This is a genomic window from Microbispora sp. ATCC PTA-5024, assembly GCF_000511135.2.
GTDB lineage: Bacteria > Actinomycetota > Actinomycetes > Streptosporangiales > Streptosporangiaceae > Microbispora > Microbispora corallina.
This window is the reverse complement of the sequence record NZ_KI866526.1, coordinates 694,139-706,653: the sequence shown is the minus strand read 5'-3', so window position 1 is coordinate 706,653 and position 12,515 is coordinate 694,139. Positions and strand designations below refer to the sequence as shown.

Sequence of the window (12,515 nt, the reverse complement as noted above, 5' to 3'; positions counted from 1 at the left end):
ATGAGTGCCGTCTGGCGCGATCCCGGGTAGCGCGCCGCGGCTCAACGGAGCCGTTCACGAGGCCGGCGGTGCGTGATCCTGTCCCGGTCCTTCCCGTGTGCGGCCGCCGTGTGCGCGTGACGCGTCCTGATCGGTGTGCGGTGCACGGCCCGGCCCTTCTGAACCGCATCTCCGGTGTGAGTGCCTCCGGTGACGATGATGGGGGCGAAATTCTCCCCTGCCTGATGGTTCGCCGCTCCGTCGATCGAGACGTTCATCGCCTTCTTCGTGACCAGGGTGTCGTCCCGCTGGGATGTCGCCGTCCGCGTCGAGGTGGTCGCCGCGTCCTCCTGGGTCGCGGGCGGGACGGGCGCCGGCGGCGTGGGCGACGCCGTACGGGACGGCGACACGGTGGCCGTGGGAGTGGCCGTGGGCGAGGGGATCGGCAGGATTGACGAGATGGTCAGGTTACGGATCAGGTGCACGTCGGTGAACAGCCCCGTGGACGCCGCGAAGCCGAAGGAGTAGGCGTCGGGCACGGGCTCGGGCGCGGGAAACGACAGCACCTGCCGGAAGCCGGCGCCGTCGTTGAAATCCACGTCCACGGTGACGACAGGGTCGGGAGCGGGCGTGATCCGCACCCGTACGGTGCGCTTGCTCGGCTCCAGGAGAGCCTGGGCCTGCTCGGGGGTCGTGCCCGGCGGGATGGACGTCGGTGTCCCCTGGAGCTGGCCGGGCAGCGTCGACGGCCAGGGCGGGGTGGTGGAGAGGTTCGAGGTCGTGGCGGCGAGGAAGCAATAGCCGACGGTGTCGTCGCCGGGGCCGCGTACGGTCACCATGTTGGGACCGGGCGCGGGAATGCGGAAGATCGTCCCCGCCGGGGAGCGTCGTTCGCAGCCGTTTCCGCGCCGCTCCCAGTCGCCGAAGTAGTTGCCGAGCACGTCCAGCCCGATGCCGAGATACCCGCCGGCGGCCCCCGGCAGGAAGGGGTTGTCCGGGTCGTCGTCCGGGAGCTTCTGCGCGTAGCCGAGGCTGCCGCCGAAGGCGCCGGGTTCGGTCAGCTCGACCGAGCCGTCGGTCAGGAAGAAGGAGATGCCGTCGGCGGGGACGGCGGAGGTGTTGCCGTACTGCCACTGCTCGAACGTCACCTCCAGACCCTGGGCAGAGGGGATGGGCGGGTCGAACAGGACGGCTCCGACCTGGTCGTTGTGCGCGTCGGTGAGCTGCAGGTAGCCGAAGGGCGCCGCGGATCCGGGGGGCACCGGCCCTTCGAGGTCGGAGCGGCATCCCTGCAGGGGGTGCAGGCCGGGAGCGGGGACTCCTCCCCGCGGGGCGCCCGTCAGGCAGGCCGCGCCGAAGGCCCTGAACCGTGGATCGGCGGTCGCACGGGTGAAGGTCTCGGAGACGAGGACGGTTCCCGTCCGCCGGATCGCCCTGGCCGGTTCCCCCGCCAGGGAGGGGGCCGAGGCCGCGGCGGCGCCGAAGACCGCCAGAGCGGCGGCCACCGGAATGGACGCGAATACGGGGCGGTGGAACATCATGCAAGGCCTCCGGCAGGCATGCCTGTGGGCGCGCAGCTCGCGGCTGACGTCTCCGGGTGAACGAACCTCGGGTTTCACGGCCGGCTCAATACCGGCGCATCTCGAGGACAGCTGGCTCTCCGCGCCAGATCACCACGTCCCGCGCTCGATCTCGGACGATGACCGGCGCGTATTGCCAATGCTTTGACGCCGGTCCCCTGAGTCGTCGCTTGTGCCTGCCGTGAGCCGGCGCCTGCTAGATCCGGTCGCCGGGGGACAGCCGGGCGTGCGCCTCGCGCGCCCGGCGCTCGGCCGTCGCCGCGGTGTACCGCTGGACCATGGCCAGGGAGTTCCAGCCGCCGACGCGCATCAGGTCGATCGGGTCGCCGCCGGCGTCGAGGAACGACGTGGCCATGGTCGTACGGAACCGGTGCGTGTAGACCCCGGGGATGCCGGCTTCCTTGGCTCGGCGCTTGAGCATCTGCAGGATGCCGGTCGTGGTGAGCCGGCGGTCGCCGCCCGCCGCCGTACGGCCGCGCTCAGGCAGCCACAGCCATGGGCTGTCGGCGTGGCTGTGACGGGCCCGGGCGCGGAGATATCGGTCGACCGCGGCCGCGGTCTTGCGCCCGATGGGAGCCATGTGCGTGCGCCCGCCCTTCAACCGGATCCGGAGCACGTGCTGGGGCAGGAACACGTCCGTGAGCTCGGGGTCGTCCGGGTGGTAGCGCAGCCCGGCGAGGCCGGAGCCGCGCATGCCGTTGTCGAGCAGGATCCGCATGATCGCGGTGTCGCGGCGGTCGATGAACGTGGTGCCGTCGCACGTCTTGAGCATCAGCCGCAACTCCTCCTCCGTGAGCGGCTCGACAGGCTGCACCACGACGTTGGGCGGGGCGACATTGGCCATGGGCGAGGCCGCGAGCTCGTCCTCGGCGACCAGCCAGTTGAACAGGACCCGCAGGTTGCGGAAGTGCTTGTGCGCGTCGCCGGCGCTTCGGGCCCGGGTGTCGCCGCAGGGGCACGGCTGGACGCGCGTGTCGTCGAGCCAGCAGCCGTTCAACCGCGCGGAAAGGAAGGTGCGCAGGTGCTTCGCCCGTATCTTGTCGACCTGCCCGGCCATGTCATGCTTGTCGAGGTACTCGATCAGGAGTCGGGCGGAGTGGAGGTAGCTCGTGATCGTTCCGGCGGCGAGCTTCTCGCTCTCCAGCGCCAGGCGCCAGGAGGGGACCAGGTCACGCAGCAGTGGGGATCTACCCATGGGGAAAGCTCCAAATCCGATGCTGTTTCATCGGTGTGCGGCTATGCTACCTTAAGCCAGGGTCAGCATCCCCGCTGGTCAATCCCCATTTTCAAGCGCCCTTAGCTCAGCTGGATAGAGCATCGGACTTCTAATCCGACGGTCGGGGGTTCGAATCCCTCAGGGCGCGCTTTCCTCATCAGCCCATCCACCCCTGAGCTGCGCGGCCGGACCATGGCGGTTGGTGTCAGTCGTAGTGGCGGAGGCGGGGCCACAGTTGAGACCAGGGTTCGCGGAGCCCGGTGCACAGGTAGACGCGGCCGCCCGATTCGATGTTGTGGACGCCGTACGAGTTGGACAGCGTGGCCACCTCGCGCACGCTGGTGAAGAAGCCGCTCAGGTAACCCGCGTAACCGGGATTTCGGGTTCCGGGCGCGACGGCCACCACGGTGGTGGCGTCCGGATTACCGGGCCCCCACCACCATTCGCTGTTGTGGCCGCTCACGGCGACCGGCATCCCGGTGTTCGCGCCCAGCTCGTTGAGAGCACCCGCCTCGCCGTAGTTCTCGGTGAAGATCACGACGTTGGCCCGCTGCTCGGGCGGCAGGGCCGTCCACACCGAGCGGACGGTACCGACGAGTTCGGGCCAGCCGACGGTCTCGGCCGCGTTGTCCTCCGTCGTGTCGGACGGGGGAAGCACCGGCAGCAGCACGAGCGCGAAGGCGACGGTGGTGAGCGCGGTGGCCACCGCGAGGACGGGGATACGGCGTGGCCGCGCCGTCAGCCACCCGTCGACGGCCACGGCGCCGGCGGCGAGCAGGAAGACGTACGCTCCGGTCAGGTAGTAGATCTTCGCGCCGGTCGTGAGGGCGTAGAGCACGAACACCAGGCCATAGGCCCAGGCCAGCGCCCGCCACAACGGCCGATCGGAGCGCCACAGCAGGCGCAGCCCGGCGACCCAGACCCACACCATCGCCAGGCATCCCACCAGCAGTTGGCCGATCACCCACACAGGGATGTTCAGCAGGCCGCCGTTCTCCGAGTTGAGCCGGCGGGTCATCTCGATCGTCGCCCACTGGTGCCCGGCCTGCCACCAGATCTCGGGCACGACGAACGCCGCCGCGATCGCGGCCCCGGCCGCGAACCAGCGGTTGAGCACAAATCGGCGGCCGCCGCTGAGCACGGCGCCGACGACCAGCGCCGCGGCGAAGAAGCCTGGCTGATGGTTGTCGGCCAGGCCGAGGCCGAGGATCAGCCCGGCGACCAGCCACCAGCGGCAGTCGCCCGTGCGCCCGAGGTGGGCCACGACGAGGCCCAGCCCGGCCAGTGCCAGCACCGTGTACGCGGTGGTGTTCGCCACGTGCGCGCTGGTCCACAGGATCGGCATGGTGGCCACGGCAACCGCGGCCAGCAGTTGCGGACGCCGCCGGCCGCCGAACTCGCGGGCGGTCAGCCCACCGGCCACCACGGTGGCCCAGGCGGCGAGCGCCGGCCACACGCGTAACCCGGACAGCGACACGCCGAACAGGTCCAGCGATATCCGGGCCAGCAACGGCGCCAGGGCAGGCTGGTCGACGTAACCAGCCTGTAGATGCCGGGCGGTGTCGAGGAAATACAGCTCGTCGCGCTGGAACCCGTACTTTGTCGAGAGCGCCATCAAAACGGCGAAGACGATCCCGCCGACGACGATCACCCGCCGGTCAAACGGCGCAACAGGGGTCGCTGGGGTGCCGGCGCTCAGGGCGGTCTCGGATGTGTGCACCCCGCGGTCAGCCACGGACCGACACCGAACTACAGGCGGTCTCGCGATGATGGCCATGCCGGGCGCGCGCCGTCGGCAGACATTCGGGCACCTTGGCACGCTACCGAAACCCGTCGATCTGATCAAGGTTGTTGAGCTGGGCTAATTCTGCGTTGCTTGTCTGAAGGAGCGCCGCCAGGCCGAAGGCAAGGAGTGGTCGGCAACGGCAGGCAGCGGGTCCTACGGGCCGCTATCCATGCAGGTTTCAGGCCGACAGCGCGGGTTCTAGTCCCCTCACCCGCGCCACATGCGGAGGCCCAGGTCAGGATGTGCGCGGGCGCACCTTGATCATTTAGGAGCCCGAGTGGCGAGCGTTCTCCCCGACGGCACATACTGGTGGGGATGAAGCCAGCCAGCGGCGCGTCCCGTCGCCACCTGCCCACAAGTCCCTTCAAGCCCCCGCCCCCCGCCCCGGCGCCCGAGCGGTTCAGCGTGAACGACCGAGTGACCCATGATCGGTATGGTCTCGGCGTCGTCATCGCTGTAGAAGACGAGATCGCCGTGTTCGTGGATTTCGGATCACGGCAGGAACGAATCACTACGCCGTTCAGCAAGCTGTACAAACTCTGAGAGCGCTGTCAGCCCAGGGGAAGCACCCAGCGCGAGCACATCCACGCCAGCGTCCAGCTCGGCCGAGCCGGCGTGGACCGTGGGGGGACGTTCCTTCCTCGGCCGTACGAGCACAGGTATTTGCCTGCCTTCCAGCCAACTCGACCCGGCTGCGCGGAAACTCGCTCCGCCGGGGTAGCGTCCTGGACGGTCATGGAAGGACGCGATGTCGACTACAGCATCGATCAACGGGGCGACCCGGGCACCGGGGTGGCGGCGCGTGGTCGCCTGGCTGATCGACTGGGTGCTGATCCTCATCCTTCCGCTGCTCCTGGTCCCCGTCGGCGTCGCCCTCTACGCGGCGGGACTGCGGCTGCCCGTCGGCCTGTGGAACCTCATAACGTTCCTCCTGCTGATCGTGCCGGTGACCCTGTGGTGCGCCTGGCGCGAGTCCGGCCGCTTCCAGGCCACCCCGGGGAAAAGGGCGAGGGGCCTGATGGTCGTCGACGCCCACTCCGGGCGGCCGATCGGCTTCGGACGGGCGCTGCTGCGCAACGCCCTCAAGATCGCTCTGCCGTGGGAGCTGGGGCACACGGTCGCGTACGGCTTCGCCACCGCGGGCCGGAACCCGTCCGCGTCACTGATGGTGGCGACAATCGCCGTCTACGTCATCATGATTGCCTGGCTGGCCGGCCTTTTCCTGCCCTCGACCAGGACGCCCTACGACCTGCTCGGCGGCACCCGGGTCGTCGCGTACCGCGAGTGACGCCTCAAGAGAGATCACACCGCGGGTCGGCGCCGCCACCAGTCGAGCACGCGGAGCGCGCGGAGGGTGTTCCAGCGGCTCGGCTTCCCCAGGCCTTCCTCCAGGGCGAAGTGGACGCGTCCCGGATGGACGCGGCCGAGCAGCCAGCGGCCGTCGGGCCGCCGCTTCGACTGGACGACCTCCACCGCGTCCGCCATCCGGGGGTCCGGTTCGGCCCCCGAGCGCCTGAAGTAGTCGAGCGCGCGCAGCACGTCGTGGTGCCAGTAGTACGGGAAGGCGAAGTCGAGGAACGCCGCATCGGCCACCTCGCCCGTGCTCCTGCGGCGGAACAGCCCGCGTTCGAGCAGGTACTCCTCCCCGCTGAGACGCGCCTCGCGTACCCCGTCCGATCGTCCGGTCACGCGTTCGTATTCGAGCAGCCCGTCCAGCACGTTGAGCGTCGTGTGGAACGAGGAGCGCACGGAGCCGTTCTCCGCCTCGCAGTTCCATCCGCCGTCGGCGAGGCGCTCGTCGAGGACCCGTTCCACGATCGCCGAGACGTCCACCCCGAAGTAGGCGCCGGCCTCGATCGTCCTGCCGTTGATGCAGGGCTCGACCTCGCCGTCGAAGTACCGCTGCCCGGCGTGCTCCCACCGCCCGTGCTCGGCGACGAGCGCGACTGCGCGGCGCGCCGCCTCCGACGCCGGGCCGAGCCCGAAGATCTGCAGGGTCTGCAGGGTGTGCATCGTCGCCGTCCAGGGCTGCCCGGGTTCGTCGCCCTTGTAGGAGGCGGGGAAGCAGGCGCCGCCGTCCCACATCCCGTCGGCGCCCTGCAGCGCCAGGAGACGGGCGCCCCAGCCCTCGCACTCCACGCGTGCCCGCTCGGCGGCGACCTCGCCGGGCGGGGCGTTCGTGAGATCGCGCAGCACCTGCCAGCGGACGGCGGGGTCAGAGGCGAGCAGCCACTCCATCACGCTCACCGCCGCACCCTAAGCCGTCCGGCGGACAAGCGCCACCGGACGACGTCACAGGGAGCGGAGGTACTCGCCGACGGCGGCCGTGTCCGCCGGGGCCGCGACCAGCCCGATGTACCCGTCCGGGCGGACGAGGATCAGGGCGTCGGTGCCGTACGCGTCCGCCACGTGTCCGTCGTCGTCAGAGAAGCCGCCGGGCCCGACGAGGCAGTGCTTGACGAGGCCGCTTCCGACGTCGTCGAGCGCGCGTCCTTCGCCGAGGCGGAGCAGCGTGAAGTGCGGACCGCGGAAGAGGTCGAAGAGGCGAAGCGGCCTGCCGGTGGCGGCGTCGCGCAGCGGCGCGTCCGGCGCCCGGTCGCCTGCGCGTGGCCCGGCGGGCCGGTTCGCAGTCTGCCGGGAGAGCCGGCTCCACGGGTACCGGAGCATGAGCTGGGTGAGCTCAGTCGCGGCCACGGCGTCCATGCCGCCGCCCTTCTCCTTGATCGCCTCGAGGACGGTGTCGAGCAGGTCCGAGGTGATGTCGAGCAGCCAGCTCGCGATCGGGAGGCGTTCCTCCTCGTACGTGTCGAGCAGGCCTGACGACGCGTCGCCGGCGAGCACGGCGCCCAGTTTCCAGCCGAGGTTGTAGGCGTCCTGGATCCCGCTGTTCATGCCGAGGCCACCCGCGATCGGGTGGACGTGCGCGGCGTCCCCGGCGAGGAACACGCGGCCCACCCGGAGCCGGTCGACCATGCGGACGTTGACCCGGTAACTCGACCGCCAGGTCAGGTTGTGCAGCCGCACGCCCGGGACGCCGGCGATCCGGTCGAAGGTCCGCTGGAACCGTTCCAGGGTCGGTTCGAGGGGCGAGCCGTCCCCGTCGAGTTCGTGCGACGCCTGCACCTGGAAGGCGGCGGTGCCGGGGAGCGGGCACAGCATGACCCCTCCGTCGGGGGTCAGCCACTGGTGCCAGGCGTCGCGGCCCAGCCCCTCGGCCTCGACGTCGCCGACGGCCATGAGCTGGACGTCCGGCGTCCGGCCGCGCAGCGTCAGGCCGAGTGCCCTGCGGACGGTGCTGCGGCCGCCGTCGCAGCCGGCCAGGTATCGCGCCCGGATCCGGGCGTCGCCGACCGTGGCGGTCACGCCGTCGGCGTCCTGGGCGAAACCGCGCAGGCAGGCGCCCCGTTCGACCTCGACGCCGAAGTCCGCCAGCCGTTCGCGCAGGATCTGCTCCACCCGCCACTGCGGGATCAGCAGGCCGGTCGGGTACGGGATGTCCGGTGTGGGCACCCGGCCGGCCTCGGGATCGACCTCGGCGATCACCTCCGCCCCCTGGTACTTGCGATGCGGCAGGTGGGTGGTCCCGGAGGCCAGCACCTTGTCGATCACCGCGAGGTCGTCGAACACTTCGAGGCTGCGCGGGTTCAGTCCCTTGCCGCGAGAACCGACAGGGAACTCCGGAGCCCGGTCGACGACGCGCACGGCGACGCCGCGCCGGGCGAGGTCGCATGCGAGCGTCAGGCCGGTCGGGCCGGCGCCGACCACGAGGACGTCTGTATGAGTCACCCCACCATGAAAGTGTTACCGAGTTAAAAAAGCAACCCGGTTAGTAATGTTACGCTGACCACATGATCGAGCCGCCAGGACTGCGGGCCAGGAAGAAGGCGCGGACCCGCGACGCCATCGCCGACGCGGCGATCTCGCTGTTCCTGGCGCACGGCTTCGACCAGGTGTCGATCAACGACGTCGCCGCGGCGGCGGAGGTGTCCAAGCCGACCCTCTTCCGGTACTTCGCGAGCAAGGAGGACCTCGTCCTGCACCGGTTCGCGGATCACAACGGTGAGGCCGCGCGGGTCGTGCGTGACCGCGAGCCCGGCGTGCCGCCGGTGGCGGCGCTGCACCGGCACTTCCGGGCCGGTCTCGACCGTCACGAGCCGGTCACCGGCCTCAACGACCACCCGGTGGTGGTGGCGTTCCACCGGCTGGTGTTCACCACGCCGAGCCTGGCCGGACGGCTCACGCAGTACATGCTCGACGACGAGGAGGCACTGGCGGGCGCCCTCGGCGCGGGCGTCGAGGCCCGGCTGCGGGCCGCCCAGGTGCTCGCGGTCCAACGGGTGCTCGCCCGGACCAACTGGCAGAAGATCGCCGACGGGCGGACCGCCCGCGACGTCCACCCGGAGGCCGTCGCCGACGCCGACCTGGCGTTCGCCCACCTGCGCTGAGCCCGCCGCCCGGGCGTCCAGGACGACGTGGTCTCAGGAGGTCGTTCAGGCCCGCGTCCCGGCACGCGCCTCGGCGATGACCCGGCCGCGCTCCGACTCCCAGAAGCGGTCGAGTCTGGCGCGGACCTCGTCGGCCTCGACGTCGGCGCCGAAGAGCTCCGTGTGCGGTTCGAAGCGCATGCCTTCGGCGAGCGGGCCCGCGACGACCGGGTCGAAGCCGAGCGCGTCGACGAGGGACGCGACGGTGGCGAGGTCGGCGGGGTCGTCGCCGGCGATCGCGATGGCCTTGCGGCCGGCTTCGCCGGCGGGGCGGGCCTCGTCCTCCAGGTCGTGGTAGCCCATGTGGTTGAACGCCTTGACGACGCGGGACCCGGGCAGGAACGCCTGGACGATCTCGCTGGACGAAGTTCGGGGATCGGTGAGGTCGTCGCGGATGCCGTCGACCTCCCACCAGTAGTTCATGGCGTCCACGACCAGCTTGCCGCGCAGCGCGTCGGCGGGTATGCCGCGGTGCTTGCCGAGCGGGAGGGCGAGGATGACGACGTCGGCGCGGGCCGCGGCGTCGGCGGCCGTCGTGGCGACCGCGCCCGGGGTCAGCACGTCGACGGTGAGGGCGATCTTCGCGGGGTCGCCCGAGCCGGCGATGAGCACCCGGTGGCCCGCGGCCAGGGCGAGCCGGGCGAGCACGGTCCCCACTTTGCCGGCGCCGAGGATGCCGATGGTCAGGGGACCGGTCGGGGCGCTGTCGTTCACTGTCGTCCTCCAGTATCGATGCCGATCGCGGGCCCGGTCAGCCGGCGAGGATGTCGCGGACCATCGGGATCACCTTGGCTCCGTACAGCTCGACGGCGCGCAGACGGGCGCTCACCGGCTGCGATCCCGCGGTGTAGATGAGGTCGAACCGTCCGACGCCGAGGGTACCGACCACGTGGGCGATCTTGCGGGCCACGGTCTCCGGTGAGCCGATGTAGAGGGACCCGTGCTCGATCTCGGCGTCGAACTCCTCCCGGCGGATCGGCGGCCAGCCGCGCAGCGCGCCGATCCGGTCGCGGATGACCCGGTAGTGCGGCCAGAAGATCTCCCTGGCCTCCTCGTCGGTGTCCGCGACGAAGCCCGGCGAGTGCATCCCGACGGGATGCGCGGTCGTGCCGAGCTGCCCGGCGGCCCGCCGGTACAAGTCGATGTAGGCGGCGAACCGCGTGGGAGGGCCGCCGATGATGGCGAGCATGAGCGGCAGGCCGTAGCCGGCGGTGCGGACGACCGACTGCGGCGAGCCGCCCACCCCCACCCAGGTGGTGAGCCGTCCCGACTCGGTCTTCGGGAAGACGTCGGCCTGCTCCAGCGGGGCGCGCAGGGTGCCGCTCCAGGTGACCGGCCGCTCGTCGAGCAGCTTCACGAAGAGCTCGATCTTCTCCTCGAACAGCGCGTCGTAGTCGCGCAGGTCGTATCCGAACAGCGGGAACGACTCGGTGAACGAGCCGCGGCCGAGGATCACCTCCGCACGGCCGTGCGACAGCGCGTCCACGGTGGCGAAGCGCTGGAACACCCGGACCGGGTCGTCCGAGCTCAGCACGGTCACGCCGGACGACAGCCGGATGCGGCTCGTGCGGGTGGCGATCCCGGCGAGGACGGTCTCGGGGGTGGACACCGAGTACTCCGGCCGGTGGTGCTCACCCAGGGCGATGACGTCGACGCCGAGCTCGTCCGCCAGCACCGCCTCGTCGACCACCTGCCGGATCCCGGCGGCGTACGAGACGAGGGCGCCGGTGTCGTCCTCCGGCACGTCGCCGAAGGTGTCGAGGCCGAACACGAGATCAGACATGAGCAGGCTCCATCCTGAGGAGTCGGCGGACCCGGGGGGCGACCTCACGGCCGAGCAGCTCGATCGTGCGGGCGCGGGCCTCGCGGGGCAGGCGCATGATGTCGTACTTGAGGTCGAAGCGGCTCAGCCGCAGGTCGCGGGCCACAGTGGCGATCTTCCGTGCGACGGTGCCGGGTGACCCGACGAACAGGGCGCCGTGCGCGATCTCGGCCTCGTAGCGTTCGCGGTTCGGCGCGTAGAAGCCGCGCTCGGCGGCGAGGTCCGCCACGACGGGCTGCCAGTACCGCCACCAGGTCTCCACGGCCTCCTCGTCGGTGTCCGCGACGAGGCCGAGCGAGTGCTGCCCGATCGGCTGCACGGGATGCCCCGACTCCTGCAGCGCGTGCAGGTAGAGCTCGACGTGGCCGGCGAACCGCTGCGGCCGCCCGCCGATGATCGCGAGCATGAGCGGGAGCCCGTAGCGGGCGGCGCGGACCACCGAGTTCGGGCTGCCGCCCACGCCGATCCAGGTCGGAATGCCTCCCGGCCGCATCCGGGGGTGCAGCCGCTGCTCCACGAGCGGGCTGCGCACGGTCCCCGACCAGGTGACCGACTCCTCCCGCTGGAGCCGCATGAACAGGTCGAGCTTCTCCTCGAACAGCCGCTCGTAGTCCGCCAGGTCGTACCCGAACAGCGGGAACGACTCGGTCGCCGAGGCACGCCCGAGGACGATCTGGGCGCGGCCCTCGGACACCGCGTCCAGGGTCGAGAACTCCTGGTAGAGCCGGACCGGGTCGTTCGTGCTGAGCACGGTGACCGACGTCCCGAGCCGGATCCGCTCGGTCGCGGACGCGATCGCGGCGAGCAGCACGGGCGTCGCCGAGTCGTTGTGGCCCTCCCGGTAGTGCTCGCCCACGCTGAACACGTCGAGTCCGGACGACTCGGCGAGCCTGGCCTCCTCCACGAGGAGGCGCACGGTCTCGGCGTCGCTGAGGACGCGGTCGCCGTCCGTGGCCACCTCCCCGAACGAGTCGAGGCCCAGCTCGAAGCCTTCGGCCGTCATGGTCTCCTCCTGTTTCCGGCCTCGGGGCGGTGCCTCGCGCCGTCGCGACGCCAACTGATTGACGTGTCAATTATGTACCATATGCTTGACGTGTCAATCAGGAGGCCGGGCATGACGGGCAGCACGCCAGAAGGTCGCAGGAAACGGCACTTGCCTACCGCCGACGAGCTGCGGCTCTGGCGCGACTACATCGAGACCGCCGAGATACTCAGGTCCGAGCTCGCCTCGCGGCTGCAGAGCGAGTCCTCGCTGTCGACGGGGGACTACGGGGTGCTGCTCGCCCTCAGCGAGGCGAGGGAGCGGCGGATGCGCTCCTCGGAACTGGCGGCCACCATCGGCTGGGAGCGCAGCCGCCTGTCCCACCACCTGGGGCGGATGGAGCGGCGCGGGCTCATCCGGCGCGAGGAGTGCGTCACCGACAGCCGGGGAGCCGAGGTCGTGCTCACCCCCACCGGCGCCGATGCGTTCCGGTCCGCCTCGATCCCGCACCTGCGCGCCATCCGCGAGCTCTTCGTCGACGCGCTCACCCCGGAGCAGCTCGTCGCGGCCGGGGAGGTCGCCGCGACCCTGCGCAGGCACCTCGGCTCGCCGCCCGGCGCATGATCCGCTCTGACGGTCGACGCGGCACCCACGCCCGAAATCCAC

General features: G+C 71.0%; 11 protein-coding genes, 1 tRNA gene and 1 pseudogene. 5 read left to right on the top strand and 8 right to left on the bottom strand.

What is annotated here, in order from left to right:
- Positions 1-41: 41 nt before the first annotated feature.
- The gene (locus tag MPTA5024_RS42960) at positions 42-1,484 is read right to left on the bottom strand and encodes a lectin-like domain-containing protein (protein WP_036331829.1); all 1,443 of its coding nucleotides are present in this window, start codon (positions 1,482-1,484) and stop codon (positions 42-44) included.
- Positions 1,485-1,755: 271 nt separating this feature from the next.
- Entirely contained in the window at positions 1,756-2,754 is a 999-nt protein-coding gene (locus MPTA5024_RS33895) for a tyrosine-type recombinase/integrase (RefSeq protein WP_036331828.1), read from the bottom strand.
- Positions 2,755-2,849: 95 nt separating this feature from the next.
- Between MPTA5024_RS33895 and MPTA5024_RS33890 the strand changes: the two genes are divergently transcribed.
- A tRNA-Arg gene (locus MPTA5024_RS33890) sits at positions 2,850-2,923 on the top strand.
- A gap of 57 nt (positions 2,924-2,980) precedes the next feature.
- On the opposite strand, the gene MPTA5024_RS33885 is transcribed toward MPTA5024_RS33890, so the two are convergent.
- Positions 2,981-4,426: an ArnT family glycosyltransferase gene (locus tag MPTA5024_RS33885; RefSeq protein WP_198167548.1), complete on the bottom strand. Its 1,446-nt coding sequence runs from the start codon at positions 4,424-4,426 to the stop codon at positions 2,981-2,983.
- A 450-nt stretch (positions 4,427-4,876) separates the two neighbouring features.
- Here MPTA5024_RS33885 and MPTA5024_RS40340 point away from each other — a divergent pair, with 450 nt between their 5' ends.
- The gene (locus MPTA5024_RS40340; RefSeq protein ID WP_084370212.1) at positions 4,877-5,104 is read left to right on the top strand and encodes a hypothetical protein; all 228 of its coding nucleotides are present in this window, start codon (positions 4,877-4,879) and stop codon (positions 5,102-5,104) included.
- A 205-nt stretch (positions 5,105-5,309) separates the two neighbouring features.
- Entirely contained in the window at positions 5,310-5,849 is a 540-nt protein-coding gene (locus tag MPTA5024_RS33880) for an RDD family protein (protein WP_036331827.1), read from the top strand.
- 14 nt (positions 5,850-5,863) lie between these two features.
- On the opposite strand, the gene MPTA5024_RS33875 is transcribed toward MPTA5024_RS33880, so the two are convergent.
- On the bottom strand, positions 5,864-6,808 hold the full coding sequence (locus tag MPTA5024_RS33875; protein ID WP_198167547.1) for a squalene cyclase: 945 nt from the start codon (positions 6,806-6,808) through the stop codon (positions 5,864-5,866).
- A 45-nt stretch (positions 6,809-6,853) separates the two neighbouring features.
- Positions 6,854-8,347 (bottom strand): FAD-dependent oxidoreductase, encoded by a 1,494-nt coding sequence (locus tag MPTA5024_RS33870; protein ID WP_036331825.1) that lies wholly within the window; start codon positions 8,345-8,347, stop codon positions 6,854-6,856.
- A 62-nt stretch (positions 8,348-8,409) separates the two neighbouring features.
- Between MPTA5024_RS33870 and MPTA5024_RS33865 the strand changes: the two genes are divergently transcribed.
- On the top strand, positions 8,410-9,006 hold the full coding sequence (locus MPTA5024_RS33865) for a TetR/AcrR family transcriptional regulator (RefSeq protein WP_036331824.1): 597 nt from the start codon (positions 8,410-8,412) through the stop codon (positions 9,004-9,006).
- Between the two features lie 45 nt (positions 9,007-9,051).
- On the opposite strand, the pseudogene MPTA5024_RS33860 reads toward MPTA5024_RS33865, so the two are convergent.
- The 3 genes and pseudogenes from MPTA5024_RS33860 to MPTA5024_RS33850 all read right to left on the bottom strand — a co-directional run.
- Positions 9,052-9,765, bottom strand: a pseudogene (locus tag MPTA5024_RS33860) (NADPH-dependent F420 reductase); the annotation flags it as partial.
- Positions 9,766-9,796: 31 nt separating this feature from the next.
- Entirely contained in the window at positions 9,797-10,828 is a 1,032-nt protein-coding gene (locus tag MPTA5024_RS33855) for an LLM class flavin-dependent oxidoreductase (protein ID WP_036331821.1), read from the bottom strand.
- On the bottom strand, positions 10,821-11,870 hold the full coding sequence (locus MPTA5024_RS33850; RefSeq protein WP_036331820.1) for an LLM class flavin-dependent oxidoreductase: 1,050 nt from the start codon (positions 11,868-11,870) through the stop codon (positions 10,821-10,823). The genes MPTA5024_RS33855 and MPTA5024_RS33850 overlap by 8 nt, the downstream gene beginning before the upstream one ends.
- A 150-nt stretch (positions 11,871-12,020) precedes the next feature.
- On the opposite strand from MPTA5024_RS33850, the gene MPTA5024_RS33845 reads away from it, so the two are divergent.
- Positions 12,021-12,473, top strand: coding sequence for a MarR family winged helix-turn-helix transcriptional regulator (locus MPTA5024_RS33845; RefSeq protein ID WP_198167546.1), 453 nt, complete (start codon positions 12,021-12,023; stop codon positions 12,471-12,473).
- The last annotated feature ends 42 nt before the right edge of the window (positions 12,474-12,515 follow it).